General features: G+C 46.6%; 15 protein-coding genes and 1 tRNA gene. 4 read left to right on the top strand and 12 right to left on the bottom strand.

The features are described from left to right. Positions 1-10 precede the first annotated feature (10 nt). From D2V93_RS16740 to D2V93_RS16705, 8 genes are read right to left on the bottom strand one after another with little or no spacing between them, the layout of a single operon-like run. Positions 11-721 (bottom strand): sulfite exporter TauE/SafE family protein, encoded by a 711-nt coding sequence (locus D2V93_RS16740; protein ID WP_119620214.1) that lies wholly within the window; start codon positions 719-721, stop codon positions 11-13. Between the two features lie 2 nt (positions 722-723). Then, positions 724-1170 carry a FixH family protein gene (locus tag D2V93_RS16735; RefSeq protein WP_119620213.1) on the bottom strand — a complete coding sequence of 149 codons (447 nt, stop codon included), beginning with the start codon at positions 1168-1170 and terminating at the stop codon, positions 724-726. A 12-nt stretch (positions 1171-1182) separates the two neighbouring features. Further along, positions 1183-2592, bottom strand: a complete 1410-nt coding sequence (gene ccoG / locus D2V93_RS16730) for a cytochrome c oxidase accessory protein CcoG (protein ID WP_119620212.1) — start codon at positions 2590-2592, stop codon at positions 1183-1185. A gap of 43 nt (positions 2593-2635) precedes the next feature. Next, a complete protein-coding gene (locus tag D2V93_RS16725) occupies positions 2636-3580 on the bottom strand; it encodes a cbb3-type cytochrome c oxidase N-terminal domain-containing protein (RefSeq protein ID WP_119620211.1) in 945 nt (314 codons plus the stop codon). A 4-nt stretch (positions 3581-3584) separates the two neighbouring features. After that, complete coding sequence (locus tag D2V93_RS16720; RefSeq protein ID WP_072878058.1) at positions 3585-3773, bottom strand: cytochrome C oxidase subunit IV; 189 nt, start codon at positions 3771-3773, stop codon at positions 3585-3587. A 14-nt stretch (positions 3774-3787) separates the two neighbouring features. Next, complete coding sequence (gene ccoN / locus D2V93_RS16715) at positions 3788-5992, bottom strand: cytochrome-c oxidase, cbb3-type subunit I (protein ID WP_119620210.1); 2205 nt, start codon at positions 5990-5992, stop codon at positions 3788-3790. 2 nt (positions 5993-5994) lie between these two features. Continuing rightward, positions 5995-6204: a cbb3-type cytochrome oxidase assembly protein CcoS gene (gene ccoS / locus D2V93_RS16710; protein ID WP_072878054.1), complete on the bottom strand. Its 210-nt coding sequence runs from the start codon at positions 6202-6204 to the stop codon at positions 5995-5997. Positions 6205-6263: 59 nt separating this feature from the next. Next, complete coding sequence (locus D2V93_RS16705) at positions 6264-8648, bottom strand: heavy metal translocating P-type ATPase (RefSeq protein ID WP_119620209.1); 2385 nt, start codon at positions 8646-8648, stop codon at positions 6264-6266. 126 nt (positions 8649-8774) lie between these two features. Here D2V93_RS16705 and D2V93_RS16700 point away from each other — a divergent pair, with 126 nt between their 5' ends. The 3 genes from D2V93_RS16700 (at position 8775) to D2V93_RS16690 (ending at position 11456) form a co-directional block, all read left to right on the top strand. Next, positions 8775-9464, top strand: coding sequence for a Crp/Fnr family transcriptional regulator (locus D2V93_RS16700; protein WP_072878050.1), 690 nt, complete (start codon positions 8775-8777; stop codon positions 9462-9464). Positions 9465-9543: 79 nt separating this feature from the next. After that, positions 9544-10455, top strand: a complete 912-nt coding sequence (locus D2V93_RS16695) for a universal stress protein (protein ID WP_119620208.1) — start codon at positions 9544-9546, stop codon at positions 10453-10455. A 53-nt stretch (positions 10456-10508) separates the two neighbouring features. Further along, positions 10509-11456, top strand: a complete 948-nt coding sequence (locus D2V93_RS16690; RefSeq protein WP_119620207.1) for a threonine ammonia-lyase — start codon at positions 10509-10511, stop codon at positions 11454-11456. Here D2V93_RS16690 and D2V93_RS16685 read toward each other — a convergent pair. The 3 genes from D2V93_RS16685 to D2V93_RS16675 form a co-directional block, all read right to left on the bottom strand. Next, a complete protein-coding gene (locus D2V93_RS16685; protein ID WP_119620206.1) occupies positions 11453-12910 on the bottom strand; it encodes a sensor histidine kinase in 1458 nt (485 codons plus the stop codon). The two genes, D2V93_RS16690 and D2V93_RS16685, sit on opposite strands and share 4 nt — an antisense overlap. Before the next feature lie 99 nt (positions 12911-13009). Continuing rightward, a complete protein-coding gene (locus D2V93_RS16680; protein ID WP_072878046.1) occupies positions 13010-13399 on the bottom strand; it encodes a response regulator in 390 nt (129 codons plus the stop codon). Between the two features lie 179 nt (positions 13400-13578). Further along, positions 13579-13660: transfer RNA gene (locus tag D2V93_RS16675), tRNA-Leu, on the bottom strand. A gap of 97 nt (positions 13661-13757) precedes the next feature. Here D2V93_RS16675 and D2V93_RS16670 point away from each other — a divergent pair. Next, on the top strand, positions 13758-15146 hold the full coding sequence (locus D2V93_RS16670) for a dipeptidase (RefSeq protein ID WP_119620205.1): 1389 nt from the start codon (positions 13758-13760) through the stop codon (positions 15144-15146). Here the strand turns inward: D2V93_RS16670 and D2V93_RS16665 are convergent. After that, positions 15143-15721, bottom strand: coding sequence for a PhnA domain-containing protein (locus D2V93_RS16665; protein ID WP_119620204.1), 579 nt, complete (start codon positions 15719-15721; stop codon positions 15143-15145). The two genes, D2V93_RS16670 and D2V93_RS16665, sit on opposite strands and share 4 nt — an antisense overlap. Positions 15722-15833 lie beyond the last annotated feature (112 nt).

Genomic DNA, 15833 nt, shown 5'->3' with positions numbered 1-15833 from the left:
TTGATGATTTTTAAGGTTGATGGCATTCGATGCCTGCTGTAACCGAATGGGCCGGTGCCGGTTTGGGGGACACATAGGGAATCCCCAGTCCCAGTCCACGTACAATAAACAAAACACCGATGATCACCACAAATACAGGGACCAATTTTTGCATTTTTGCCCGTATCGAATTTCGGAACAGTCCCTTGGAATAGACCACTGCGGACATCAAGGGAACCGTCCCCAGCCCAAAGAGCACCATATAGAGCCCTCCTTGCAATGGAGTCGCCAAGGCGGTGGCACCCAGCAAGGCCATATAGACCAATCCGCAGGGCAAAAAACCATTAAGGAACCCTATGGTAAGGAAGGCGTCTGGAGTCTTTTTTTGGAGCTCTGTCCCAAGCTTGGACTTTGCTTTTCCCAAAAGGGAATAGATGGGGCGGAAAATTCGATGCCCGTTCAAAAAGTTGCCCGGCACCAATACCAATATGATCATAAGGACACCGATCCCTATGGACAACTTTTGCTGTATGCCAAACAAGGAAAGTCCTTTTCCCAAAAATCCGAAGATCAGGCCTATTGTCCCATAGGCCAGCAGCCTGCCGGTATGGTATATGAAAAGCTGAGCTGTCTTTTTGAAGTTGTTCGTCCGGTCCAAGGGCAACATAAAAGCGATGGGGCCGCACATGCCCAAGCAATGCAGGCTTCCCAAAATTCCCAGAACCAAGGCCGATGTCAACATGGTCAGTATATCAGTTTCTGTTTATGAAAAAAGTCTTGTCCGCCGTACTGCCATTTCACGATAATGTCCCAGCGACCGCCCACCAAACGATTGTCAGGTATGAGCAAATGCGTTTTGGACAAACTTATGGGAAAGTCTGTATCCAAATGCTTGTTGGACGGTCTGTACAGGGACACTGTGCCCGTAATTTCCTTGGGATCAAAACGTTCGGGGAAATAGACCATCAGCCCTTCATCGGTTTTCTCCACTTTGAGATTGGCATCCATTTCGGTGGCAGCCCTCGAAGCGTCCATATCCTGTTGGTATGTCAATTCCTTTTTATAGTATTCTTCCGTGACCAAATCGTGGTTGGCCCTATCATCGGTGCTCATCCTGACCACAAAATAGAGTATGAAGGCAATGAAGCCGATAAATGCCAATACGATTCCCGTTCCCCAATTTATTTTCATTGCAATAGATTTTTAGTTGTAACTCCGTGGTGCCAAAAACTGGGTCACCGTTGTTTCGATGAGCTCGTCCCCACTGTATATCCCTATCTTCAATTTGTCTTTGTCCCCAGTCAATGCCGAGCTGTTGATCTCTATAAAAAGGGTTCCCCCAATAAGCTGTTCTGCCGGAACGGTGAACCGATCCTGGGACACCATTTTTATCTCGCCCTTGTGCGACATCAACTTGAAGGAAACCTCCTCGATATCCTTGCTGGTCTTGTTCATCAATTTATAGGTGTACACATTGCTGATAATGTTGTTCTCCTTTCGCTCATAGAGCTGTCCAGGCAATCGCAACACATTGGCTTCCAGTTCATTTCTCAAAAACAGCATCCCGATCAAAATACCGATCAAGACCGTAAGGACGGCGGTATATCCTTTCATGCGGGGTGTAAACTTGAACTTGGCCTTTTTAGTGATTTCATCTTCACTGGCATAGCGAATAAGCCCCCTAGGCTTATCGATACTGTCCATGATATGGTCACACTCGTCGATACAGGCGGTGCAATTCACGCACTCCAACTGTGTTCCATTGCGGATGTCTATTCCCGTGGGACAAACATTGACGCATTGGAAGCAATCGATGCAATCCCCAAAACCGAGGGCCTCGCGGTCTTCATTTTTCCTGAACTTCTTGCGACCGTTTTCGGCCTCACCTCTCTTATGGTCATAGGCTACTACAATGGATTTATTGTCCAGCAACACCCCTTGAAGTCTTCCGTAGGGGCAGGCTATGATACAGACCTGTTCCCGGAACCATGCAAAAATAAAATAAAAGACCCCGGTAAAGATCAACAAAGGAACCATGGTACCGATATGGGCCAATGGACCATCGGTAATGTACCCGATCAGTTTGTCGCTTCCTATCAAATAGGCCAGGAAAATGTTTGCGATCACAAAGGAAATGATGAAAAAAACGGTCCACTTCAGTGCCCTTTTCATGATCTTTTCCTTGTTCCATGGAGCTTTGGCCAACCGCATTTGGGCGCCCCGGTCCCCATCGATCCAATATTCGATACGGCGGAAGACCATTTCCAGAAAAATGGTCTGGGGGCACATCCATCCGCAGAAAATGCGTCCGTAGGCCACTGTGAACAGGGCAATGAAAACAACCCCAATGATCATGGACACCACCACCAAGTGAAAGTCCTGGGGCCAAAACGGAAGTCCAAATATGTTGAAACGGCGTTCCAGAACATTGAACATCAGAAATTGGTGTCCGTTAATCTTCACGAAGGGGGCCACCAACAAGAAGATGAGCAGGGTGTAACTGACATACTTTCGGTAGTCGTAAAACCTACCACTGGGCTTTTTGGGAAATATCCAGGCCCGTTTGCCTTCTTTTGTGATGGTTCCTATGGAATCCCTAAAATTCTCTTCCATTGCGTTTTTCTATAGATTTCTGGACCGTTTTCCCATGAAGGAATCATTCCACGGCAACTTCCGTAGTATCCGATACTTGCTGTCCAGGAGCAGGTTCGGAAGATTGTGGTGCATCGGGATCTACCCAAATATCACCTTCGGGAGCCTTGGGATTTGCCGGTGCCGTACCTCCCAATGTCAGCACATAGCTGGCCACTTGGGCAATTTCAGCGGGCTTCAGGTTCTGTTTCCAGGCAATCATACCCTTACCGTCCCGGCCTCCTTCGGAAATGGTGTTGAACACGTTCTTGATGCCCCCTCCCAAAATCCAATATTGGTCGGTCAGGTTAGGGCCTATCCCCCCTCCACCATCGGCCATGTGACAGGCCACACAGTTTGACTGGAATATTTTCTCCCCGGCACTTAGGTCCGAAGCTTCGGACAAAAATTCCACTGTGCTGGCATCCACTAGGTCCTTTGCTGTTTTCTTGTATTCTTCTATGGCCATCTTTGCCTGTGCCATTTCCTGTTCAAATTCTTCCTTTTGGGTATAGTCACCTATCACATGGAACCTCACTAGATAGATGACACCAAAAATGATGGTACCATAAAAAAGATACACCCACCATGGCGGCAGGACATTGTCCAGCTCTCGGATGCCATCGTAATCGTGGTCCAGGATAATCTCTTCTTCACGATCCACCGCCCGGCTCTTGGTAAGGTTCTTCATAAGGTTCTTGGCCCATTTCCATTCCACTTTTTTGGTCTTCTTGGCCAGGTAGCGTTGCTTACCTTCTTCCGTGAGGGTTTGAAACATCACATTTTCGATGGAACTCAAAATGAGTTCTATAGCAATGAGTATCATCAAGATCAACAGCAGGAACAGTTGTGTGATCGGGTATGCAATGATGGCGGGTTGGTCACCGGAGTCGATAAAATATTCCATCAATCCGAAGATCAAGAAGAATAGAACGGGTATACGTATCCACCAAGGTGTTCTTGTGCTCATAATATTACGGTTTATGTTGTTGGTCGTTGTTATCCAATGGCAGTTCCTCCATTTCCCTTATGTGCTCTTTTGTTGCAGTGAAGACCCACCAGAACAACAGAACGAAGAAAACAAAGAATATAAGCAGGGAGATCATGGGGTAATTTGCTACCCCGTCAATGGTCTCCATATGGTTCTTTACAAATTTCAACATGGCTTTGTTAGATTTTAGTCTTTATTTTCTGATAACAGTTCACCTGTTTCCTTTATCTTGATGTCCGTGCCCAAACGTTGTAGGTAGGCGATAAGGGCAACAATCTCTCGGTCGCGCATCTGCACAAAGTCCAACCCGTTTTCCTCGGCATATTTTTTGTCCGCCTCATAGGTCTTGACAAACTCTGGGTCCGCATATAGGCTTTTCTCTATTTTTTCCGCTTGCTCTGCCATGGTCTGCGATGCATTGGCGATATCTTCATCGGTATAGGGAACACCCAATTTCACCATGGTTTCCATCTTGGCCTGCACATTGCTCCTGTCGTGTTCGTCCCTCACCAACCATTCGTAGGAAGGCATAATGGAGCCTGCGGATGTACTCTGTGGATCGTACATATGGTTCAGGTGCCAGTTATCAGAATACTTACCACCCACTCTGAGCAGGTCGGGACCTGTACGCTTACTTCCCCAAAGGAAAGGATGGTCATACACAAACTCACCTGCTTTGGCATATTCCCCGTAACGCTCTACCTCACTTCGGAAAGGCCTGATCATTTGGGAGTGGCATCCTACACAGCCTTCGCGAATATAGAGGTCACGGCCTTCCAATTCCAGGGGGGTATAGGGTTTCACACTGGAGATGGTCGGGATATTGGATTTCACCAAAATGGTGGGAACAATCTGTACGATTCCCCCGATCAAGATGGCAATGGTGGCCAAAATGGTCAACTGCACCGGTTTTCTCTCCAACCAGTTGTGGAAGGTTTCGCCGGCCACCCTTCTTTTGGAAACACGTGCCAATGCCGGTGCCTCCACCAATTCGTCTTCCACCTTACTACCGGATTTGATGGTCCTAACCACATTGTAGAGCATCACAAACACTCCCAAAATATAGAGGCTTCCACCAATGGCCCTCATCCAGTACATCGGTATGATCTGGGATACGGTTTCCAAAAAGTTACCGTACACCAAGGTTCCATCTGGGTTAAAATCTTTCCACATTAAGGCTTGGGTAAAACCAGCCACATACATGGGCAGTGTGTAGAGTACAATACCCAAGGTGCCGATCCAGAAATGGAAATTGGCCAGTCCTTTGGAATGTAGATCGGCCTTGAACATTCTGGGCACCAACCAATAGACCATACCAAAGGTAAGGAAGCCGTTCCAGGCCAAGGCACCTACGTGTACGTGCGCAATGATCCAGTCACTGAAGTGGGCAATGGCATTCACGTTTTTCAACGAGAGCATTGGTCCTTCAAAAGTGGCCATACCGTATCCTGTAATGGCGACCACCATAAATTTTAGAGTGGCATCGGTACGCACCTTGTCCCATACCCCACGAAGGGTCAACAGTCCGTTGATCATACCTCCCCAAGAGGGAGCAATCAACATCACGGAGAACACAACCCCCAAGTTCTGTGCCCAATCAGGCAGGGAAGAATACAGAAGGTGGTGTGGTCCTGCCCAGATATAAATGAATATGAGGGACCAAAAGTGGACGATGGACAACCTATAGGAGTAAATGGGCCTATTGGCCGCTTTGGGCACGAAATAGTACATCAGCCCCAAGAAAGGTGTGGTCAAGAAAAAGGCAACGGCATTGTGCCCGTACCACCATTGTACCAGTGCATCCTGTACCCCGGCATAGACCGAATAGCTTTTTAGGGCCGTGACGGGAAGCTCCAAACTGTTGAATATATGGAGTACCGCAACGGTAACAAAGGTGGCCAGATAGAACCAAATGGCCACATAAAGGTGTCTTTGTCTTCTTTTGAGGATGGTGCCGATAAGGTTCCATCCAAAAACGACCCAGACCACGGCAATAGCTAAATCTATGGGCCACTCCAGCTCGGCATACTCCTTGGAAGTGGTGTACCCCAAAGGCAGCGTAATGGCCGCGGCCACAATGATCAACTGCCAGCCCCAGAAATTAAAATTGCTCAGAAAATCACTGAACATCCTGGCCTTGAGCAGGCGTTGGGTAGAATAATATACCCCCGCAAAGATGGCGTTGCCCACGAACGCAAAGATCACCGCATTGGTATGCAGGGGACGCAAACGCCCAAAACTCAACCACGGGATACCTTCCGTAACATTCGGGAACAAGAACATGAAGGCCAGTAAAAGCCCCACGGCCATACCTACCACGCCCCATAGCATGGTGGCGTACAAGAACTTTTGCACGATTTTGTTATCGTAGCGGAACTGCTGTATTTCCATATTTATTGGTTTGTACTATTTTCTGTTTGATTTTTTTGTTTGATCTGATCGGGTCCGTTGGCCTCCCCCACTACCTCATCCTCAAAGAGCATGCGTACCGAAGGGGTATAGGTGTCATCATACTGTCCTTTCCTGACCGATAGGACAAATGCTGCAAAAAAGACCACTGCCACTGAAATGCTGATGGCCAACAACACATAAATAACACTCATACCTGCCTTAATTTGAGGGTAAAACTACTGTGATGGTATGTTGAAAAAAATGACATATATCAGCTTTCAAGATTTTTTAGTCCTTTGCCCAAAAAATTGGTTGCCAAGGTGGTAAAGACCACAATACTGATGGAACTCAAGGGCATCAAAATAGCCGCAATGACCGGTTGTAGCTGGCCTGTAACGGCAAAGTACAATCCAACCACATTGTAGCACAGGGAGAGCAGAAAGCTCATTTTGATGACCCGGATGGAGCTTTGCGACAGGTTGATGAACTTGGGCAACAGGGACATCCGTGAAGCGTCCAATATGCCATCACAGGCCGGGGAAAATACATTGATGTTCTCCGATATGGCAATGCCCACATTACTCTGTGCCAAAGCTCCAGCATCGTTCAGCCCATCGCCCACCATGAGTACATTGTGCTCTTCCTGCAATCCTTTGATGTATTCCAATTTGTCCTCAGGTTTTTGGTTGAACAGCATTTGGGTCTTTGGCGGGAGCAGCTTTTGCAGTTGGTGTCGTTCACCATCATTGTCACCGGAAAGGATGCCCAGTTCCAAATGCCCCCCAAGTGTTTCAAAAACCTTGTCTATTCCTTCCCTATAGGTGTTCTTGAACACAAAGCGTCCTTTGATATCCTCATCTGAACTCACATAGACCGAGGTGTCGGCCAAATGGGTGGACGGTTCTTTCCCCACATAGGTAGCAGACCCGACTTTGATGGAATGTTCCTTGGCCCTTCCCTCAAGGCCCTTTCCTGTATGTTCCTGGAATTCATCCAGGGTCATGATGGCATTTGACTTGAGTATATCGTACAGCGACCGGCTCAAGGGATGGTTGGATGCCCTGAGCGTAGTTTTCAATAGGGCGGTTTCCTCCTTGGTCAATTCCACTCCTTCATAGAGAATGGTATCCTTTTTATTGGTGGTCAATGTGCCCGTTTTATCAAAGATGGCCATATCGATTTTGGCCAAACGTTCTATGACACTTGCATTTTTCAGGTAGAATTTATGCCTTCCAAATATGCGGAGCATGTTGCCCAATGTGAAAGGTGCCGCCAATGCAATGGCGCAGGGGCAGGCAATGATCAGCACTGAGGTGAATACATTAAGGGCCATACCAGGCCTATAGACCAACCAAAAAACAGTGGCCAATAGGGCTATGGTGAGAACGGCGGCAGTGAAACGTTTCCCGATACTGTCCGTCAAGGTTTGGAACTGACTCGCCCTGTCTTTTGAAAAAACGGAATTGCCCCACAATTGGGTCAAGTAGCTCTGCGAAACGGACTTGAGCACCTCTACCTCCAAAATTCCGCCCATCTGCCTTCCCCCGGCGAACAGCTTATCGCCAGATTGTTTGTGGACCGCATCGGATTCCCCGGTCACAAAACTGTAGTCTATCTCGGCCGTTCCCTTCATCAATACGCAATCCACGGGAATGATCTCGTGGCTCCTGACCAAGATCCGATCCCCCACATCCACTTTATAGACCTGTACGTTCTCCTCTTCGCCATCCTGTTTCAAACGGGTCACCGCCATGGGGAAATAGGATTTGTAGTCGCGTTCAAAAGAGAGGTAGGCGTAGGTTTTCTGCTGAAAGAATTTGCCCAACAGCAGGAAGAACACCAACCCAGTGAGGCTATCAAAAAAACCGGAACCAAGATTGAAAATGATATCCACGGTACTTCGGATAAAAAGGGCCAGAATGCCCAGTGCTATGGGCACATCTATGTTGAGCAGTTTGGTCCGAAGTCCTTTATAAGCAGCCGTAAAGTAATCCCGCCCGGCATAGAAGACCACGGGCAGGGAAAATGCGAACATCAACCAACGGAAAACGGGTTTGTATTGGTCCAGCCAGAACTCTTCCACTTCAAAATATTCAGGGAAGGAAAGAAGCATCACATTGCCAAAGGCAAAACCTGCGACCCCCAACTTATAAATAAGCGAGCGGTCCACCCTATGGCTTTTCTTATTGTATTCTTCCAAGGAAATATAGGGCTCGTACCCTATGCTACCCAACAAGAGCACCAAGGTCTTCAGGGAAAATTCGTCGGTCTTGTAGGTGACCCGGATGGTCTTTTTGGGGAAATCCACTTGGGAGGCCGTGATGGCCCTATGCAAACGGTTCAGGTTTTCCAACACCCAAATACATGAGCTACAGTGAATAGTGGGAATGCTCAGATTCACCACCTGTATGCCCTCTTCGTTGAACTCCACCAACTGTTCCACGATTTCCTGATTGTCCAGAAAATCATATTTCTTGGTGATCTCATTGGGTGTGGTCCCCGCCTTGGCCTCTATTTCATAATAGGCGGACAGGCCATTGGAAGTGAAAATTTCATACACGGTCTTGCAGCCATTGCAACAAAAATCTTTATCATCATAATGCACCGCACCATTTCCACACTCATCCCCACAATGGTAACAGGTTGTGTTTGCCATCTATTGAACATTTGCTTTATACCTAGGCACAAAGTTGTAATACGATTCCTCATAAAAATATGATATTTATCAGTTAATGGGCTATTCCAATACCATAAATTTGCGTTCTCAGGTAAACCCATCCACATGGAAAGCAGATGTGAAAATTGCATTATAAGACAGTTCAATTCACTCCGGGCCATGAGCAAGGAAGAATTGAAAACGGTATCCGACTCCAAGACCACAAAGACCATAAAAAAGGGACAGCCCCTTTTTGAAGAGGGTGACAAACTCAATGGGGTCTATTGTGTGCGCAACGGGGTCTCCAAACTTTCCAAGCTGAGCGCAAACGGCAAGGACCAGATCGTAAAATTGGCCACTAAGGGTGAGGTCCTAGGCCAACGTTCCGTGATCGCCGAGGAAAGCACCAACCTTTCCGCGGTCGCCGTAAGTGACATGGAGGTCTGTTTTATTCCAAAGGAAAGCATTACCCACACCCTTCAAAGAAACCCTAACTTTACCTTGGAGGTGTTGAGACACATGGCCCACGACCTGAAGGAAGCGGACGATGTGATCGTGAACATCTCCCAAAAAACTGTGAAACAACGCGTGGCCGAAGCTTTTCTGTACCTTAGGAACAACTTTGGAGAGGACAAGGACGGCTTTTTGGCGCTTACCCTTTCCAGGGAGGACATCTCCAATGTCGTGGGTACCGCAACGGAATCTGCCATTAGGATCATTTCAGAATTCAAGAAAAAAGGGCTTATCCGCACCTCTGGCAAAAAGATAGGCATCAAGGACGAGCGCAAACTCATTGAAATGGTGGAAGGTTTCTAAGGCTTCCCAAAACCTGACAATTGTCATAGTATCCCCATTCCCACAAGGCTAATTTTATCGCATCTAAAAATTTCGTCAGATGCAAAGGATTCTCATACCCACGGATTTTTCGGAAAATGCCTGGAACGCCATTGATTATGCGATGCAGCTTTTCCGCAACAAGCGATGTACTTTTTATCTGCTGAACACCTATACTCCTGTCATCCCGAGCAGCCGTTTCATGGCCAAAATGATCGATGGCGTCCGCATAGTGGATGCGGTGAAGGATACTTCTGAAAGGGGATTGCAAAGAACAGTCGCACGAATCAAAGATAAGTACAGAAACCCCAACCACAGTTTTGAAACGATTTCTTCCTTCAATCTTTTGGCGGAAGAGGTCAAGGACATTGTGGACACTTTTGGCATCCACTTGGTGATCACTGGGACCAAGGGAGCTTCCGGCGCGGATGAGGTTTTTATGGGCAGCAACACAGTACGCATGATCAAGAGTGCCAAAAAATGTCCCATTCTGGCCATTCCCCATCATTTTGAGTTCGTCACGCCCACCGAAATTGCCTTCGCCACGGATTTCACCCGGTTCTATGCCGCCTCGGAACTATCTCCCTTGATCGAAATTTCAAAAATGTTCCATGCCACCATCCGGATCGTGCATGTGCAATACAGCATCAAGGCCCTGACAGAGCTACAACAGTTCAACCTGAACATGCTGCGGAGGTATTTGGGCGATGTGGAACATTATGTACACACGGTTTCCGAACTCAATTCGGTCTCACAGACGTTGGAAGTCTTCTCCCAAGAATTGGACATCCACTTACTGGCCATGCTGAACTACCAGCATAGTTATATGGAAAAAATGACCCGCGAACCCATTGTGAAACGAGCTGCTTTCCATGCACAGATACCCCTGTTGGTCATTCCTGAATTGAGCATGGAAGGAATCTCCGTTGACAAGGAAGAAGAAGAAGAGGAAAACGTGGAGTCCCATAATTGACCCCTTGTCCTTATCTTTATGCCCGGACCTGACACTTACCGGGCCTGTTACCTATGGACAAGCAACAACTCATGGAGTGCCACGAGCGGATAAAGCCTTTTATCCACAATACCCCCGTGCTTACTTCCCGCCTGATTGATGGAATGGCCGGGGCCCGACTGTTCTTCAAATGTGAGAATTTCCAAAGGATGGGTGCCTTTAAAATGCGAGGGGCGGCCAATGCCATCATGCAACTGACCGAAAGCCAAAAACAAAACGGTGTGGTCACCCATTCATCGGGAAACTTTGCTCAGGCACTTTCCCTAGCGGCCCAAAGCATGGGTGTGAAAGCGCATATCGTAATGCCCAGAAATGCCCCCCAGGTAAAAAAAGATGCGGTTCGGGGCTATGGGGGCAATATTATTGAATGTGAACCCACTTTGGAGGCCCGGGAACAGGAATCCAAAGAAATCCAAAAAAAATACGGTGCCACCTTTATCCACCCCTCCAATGATGATGCCGTCATCTTGGGACAAGGGACCGCATGCAAAGAGCTACTGGAACTGCACCCAGACCTCGATCATGTGATAACCCCTGTGGGTGGCGGTGGGCTGATTGCCGGTACTGCATTGGCAGCAGCCTATTTTGGAAATGGATGCAAAACGATTGGCGGGGAACCCTTCGAAGGGGACGATGCCTACAGGTCATTACTGAGTGGCACCATAGAGGGCAACATTACCACCAACACCATTGCCGATGGCCTGAAAACCCAACTGGGGGATCGAAACTTCCCTATCATCCAAAAGCATGTGGAGCGAATCATCCGGGTCACGGAAGAGGAAATTGTCTCGGCCATGCGATTGGTCTGGGAACGGTTGAAAATAATCTGTGAACCTTCAAGCGCGGTCGCCTTGGCTGCGGTGCTCAGGGAAAAAGAAACTTTTAAGGACAAGAAAATTGGGGTAATCATTTCTGGCGGGAATGTGGATCTGGACCATTTGCCCTTCCAAAAACCACTTTAATGCTGTTTTTCAAAATGGATGGTGAAAGTGGTACCGACCTCCTTCTCACTTTCCACCCCAATCTTTCCGTTCATGGCCTCCACTTGGGTCTTTACCAAATAAAGTCCCAGACCTTTTCCTTCGGTTGCCCCACTGAGCCTACCATACATGTTGAAGATCTTGCGCTCCTTCTCGGGGGAGAGCTCCATGCCGATACCATTGTCCGAGACCCTTAGGATTACGGAACTGCTGCTTTCTTCCGTGACCAATTGGATGATGGGGGGCACATCTTCCTTGGCATAGTGGATGGCGTTCAGGATCAGGTTATAGAAAATATTCACCATATAGCTTTTGAGGCCAAATATGGTTTCCGCCTGGGTAAAATCTGTATTGACGGTGGCCTTGGAGCGTATGATCTCTTCAGAAAGCAGGCCATCCACATCTTTCATCACATCGACCAATTTTATCTCCCTAAATTGTTCCCTGTCCGCATTTTTTAGGGACAAGGAAAGATTGAGGTCTTTTATGGTCTGATCTAATGCCTCTGTGGTATTTTCTATTTTTCTTACAATGTCATCGTTCATTTCGTCCCTGCCCCAATCGTATATCTTGGACAACATCAACAGATTGGATATGGGCCCCCGCAAATTGTGCGATATGATCCTTATAAAATTTTGAAGTTCATTGTTTTGTTGCACTATCTGTTGTTTGGTCATGACCTCCAAGGTAACGTCTTGGGTAGTGCCAGCCATTCTTACCGGATTACCGAACTCATCATAAAATGTGCGTCCTTTTTGGTGTACGTATCTTATTTCACCATCACCAACAACAATCCTATGAACAATATCGTGTATTACATTTTGTTGTATACTCGTATCCACATCTTTTTGAAAAGCTTCCCTATCCTCTGGGTGAACAATTGCCATTAAAGAACCGTAGCTGGCCTTGAATTCCTGTGGGCTCTGATGAAAAATATGGTACAGTTGATTGGACCAAATGATTTCGTCCTTGATCATGTCCCACTCCCAATGCCCTACATTTGCAATTCGCTGTGCTTCCCTATATTTCCGTTCACTATCCCATAGTTTATGGATATTGCCCACTTCTTCCGTAATATCCTTTTGCCATATGCAACATCCGGCAACATCCCCGGATACATCCATGAAGGGCTGGAACGAAAATTCATGTACATACGTGTTGCCTTCCTCTTCAAAAGTGTGCTTGACCGTGGTGGCGTAGCGGTTGAGTGCTTTTTCGCATCCTTTCTTGCATGGGCTAAAAAAAATACCGTCCTGATATATCGGCTTCAGGTCCATTCCTTTTACCGGAGTACCCAAGCTTTCCTTCTTTAGCTTTTCCTTAAAAGAGTTGTTGTATGCCGTCAGTTTGTAATCCTGGTCCATTGCCCAGACAACATCACCCCTATCTTCGACATTCTCGACCTTGTTATGTATAAGAATCTGTTTCTGTCTCACCGTTAAAAATATTGACCAAATAAACTTGTCATGGCAAGTTGGGGTGGACTGCCAAGATGGATAAAATATTCCCTGGAATGAACCGCTTAAGAAATATTTCTATTTATAGGAACTTTGAAGATAATCCTCCAAATGTTCTATACGCAAAGGTTTTGTAATGAATTCCTTCACATATTTCTTAAACTTCTTGGCTTCTTGCCTATCCTCATCGGATTCCGAGGATGTTACAAGCAGTACTTCGTTAGATCCGGGAAAATCTTCAAGTGTCATAAATTCAAGAAACTCAAAACCGCTCATCTCCGGCATGTTGATATCCAAGAGAATCAGTGTTTTTACATTAGGGTTATCCCTATATCTAAGATCGTCAAGGGCCAACTCGGGATTGGTAAAAGTCTTTACCCGATCCTCCATTCCCATTCTCCTAAAGTGTATGGTGTTCACTGTATTTACCAAATCTTCATCGTCGACCAAATAAATTTCCTTGTACATAATCTTCGCAATAAATAAGTTAGTTGATTTTTGGTTTGTTCTACACAAGATCGATAAAAATTAAACAATATTTGGTATCGAACGTTCTTTTTCTTCCAAAAATTATTGTGTATTCTATCATTTATCTGTGCAAAAGAAAAAAGAGCTTTCCATGATGGAAGCTCTTTTTTCTTTTGAAGTGCGGATGACAGGAATCGAACCTGCACACCTTGCGGCACTAGATCCTAAGTCTAGCGTGTCTACCAGTTCCACCACATCCGCGGAAAGGAGTGCAAATATAAATCAATTTTCCGATTTGCAAATCCGATACCCTGAAAAACTTGTTTTTTGTACTTTTAGTGTCCTTTTTAAAATCTATATGGAAGAAATCAACGACTACATCAACTCCAACAAGGAGCGATTCATCAACGAACTTATTGAACTACTAAAACTCCCCTCTATCAGTGCGGATACCGCTTATTCCCATGATGTGCTGGAAACTGCCAAGGCTGTTGAAAAGTCCTTGATAGAAGCGGGATGCGACAATGCCGAGATTTGTGAGACCAAGGGCTATCCCGTGGTCTATGCCGATAAGATCATCGCCCCCAACCTGCCCACTGTCCTGGTCTATGGCCATTACGATGTGCAACCGCCGGATCCCATGAACCTTTGGGACTCCCCTCCTTTTGAGCCCGTCATCAAAAAAACGGAAAAGCACCCCGATGGAGCTATTTTTGCCCGTGGTGCCTGTGACGATAAAGGCCAGTTTTTCATGCATGTGAAAGCAGTGGAATTCATGATCAAGAACAACCAATTGCCCTGCAATGTCAAGTTTATGATTGAAGGTGAAGAAGAGGTCGGCAGTGATAGTTTGGCTGGTTTTCTGGAAGAGAACAAGGAAAAACTCAAAAACGACATCATTTTGATCTCGGACACTGGGATGATCTCCAACCAAAACCCCTCCATTACCACCGGTTTGCGTGGACTGAGTTACGTGGAAGTGGAAGTGACAGGGGCCAACCGTGATTTACACTCCGGAATTTACGGCGGTGCAGCTCCCAACCCTATCAACGTATTGGCAAAAATGATCGCTGCCCTACATGATGAAAACAACCATATCACCATTCCCGGGTTCTATGACAAAGTAGAAATCATTTCCGATGCCGAACGCGCCGAAATGGCAAAGGCTCCCTTCGACCTAGAGGAATACAAAAAAGCCTTGGATATAGGAGATGTCCATGGCGAAAAAGGATTTACCACTACGGAACGGTTCGGAATACGGCCTACGTTGGATGTAAACGGTATTTGGGGCGGCTATACCGGAGAAGGAGCCAAAACAGTCATTGCCAGTAAAGCCTATGCCAAAATTTCCATGCGATTGGTTCCCAACCAGGATTGGCATGAGATCACCGATCTGTTCACCAAGTACTTTACCTCCATTGCACCAAAAAGTGTAAAAGTAAAAGTAACCCCTCATCACGGTGGTCAGGCTTATGTGACACCCATTGATAGTGATGGCTACCAAGCGGCGGCCAAAGCCATTGAAAAAACATTCGGAAAAAGTCCTGTCCCCCAACGGACCGGAGGCAGTATTCCGATTGTGGCCCTGTTTGAAAAGGTATTGGAAAGCAAGACCATTCTATTAGGATTCGGGTTGGACAGTGACGCCATCCATTCACCAAACGAACACTTTGGAATTTTCAATTTCTTGAAAGGAATCGAGACCATTCCCTATTTCTACCAATATTATGCGGAGATGAAAGCCTAGAGCTTCTTCACGTATTTGGTTAGGATGACGATTTGTTGACCGTCTACCTTGCCTTCAATATATTCGGCATTTTCGCGATCCAGGGAAATCCGTCTCACGGCGGTTCCCTGTTTTGCGACCATGCTTGAACCCTTCACTTTCAGGTCTTTGATGATCACCACATTGTCGCCATTTTCCAATACAACCCCATTGGAATCACGATGTACCACCATGTCCGCGGCGTCCTGACCTTCTCCCGTTGCCTTGGCCCAGGCCAAAACCTCATCTTCCAAATACATCATGTCCAACAGATCTTGGGGCCATCCTTCGGTTTTTAAACGGTTCAACATGCGCCATGCCACTACCTTAACGGCATCTTGCTCGCTCCACATGCTATCGTTCAAACAACGCCAATGGTTGGAGTCCACGGTATCGGGATTTTCAATTTGACCCAAACAGGTGGAACAGGCCAACAGACTGCCATCCAATCCACCGATAGATACTGGTGGCACTTCATATACCTTCAAATCTTCCGTAGCGCCACAGAGCTCACATTGGTTACCACTCCTGTTCTGTAAATCTTCCAATAATCCCATGTTGTTGTATTTGTTGGCAAACTTAACATTTTTGGAAAGTAAAACATCCCATTATCGATTTTAACATTCTCTACATTTGTAGAATTAAAATATTTGTTCTATGTTTGTAGAG

This window comes from Flagellimonas taeanensis (assembly GCF_003584105.1).
Classification (GTDB): domain Bacteria; phylum Bacteroidota; class Bacteroidia; order Flavobacteriales; family Flavobacteriaceae; genus Flagellimonas; species Flagellimonas taeanensis.
This window is presented reverse-complemented; position numbering and strand designations above follow the sequence as displayed.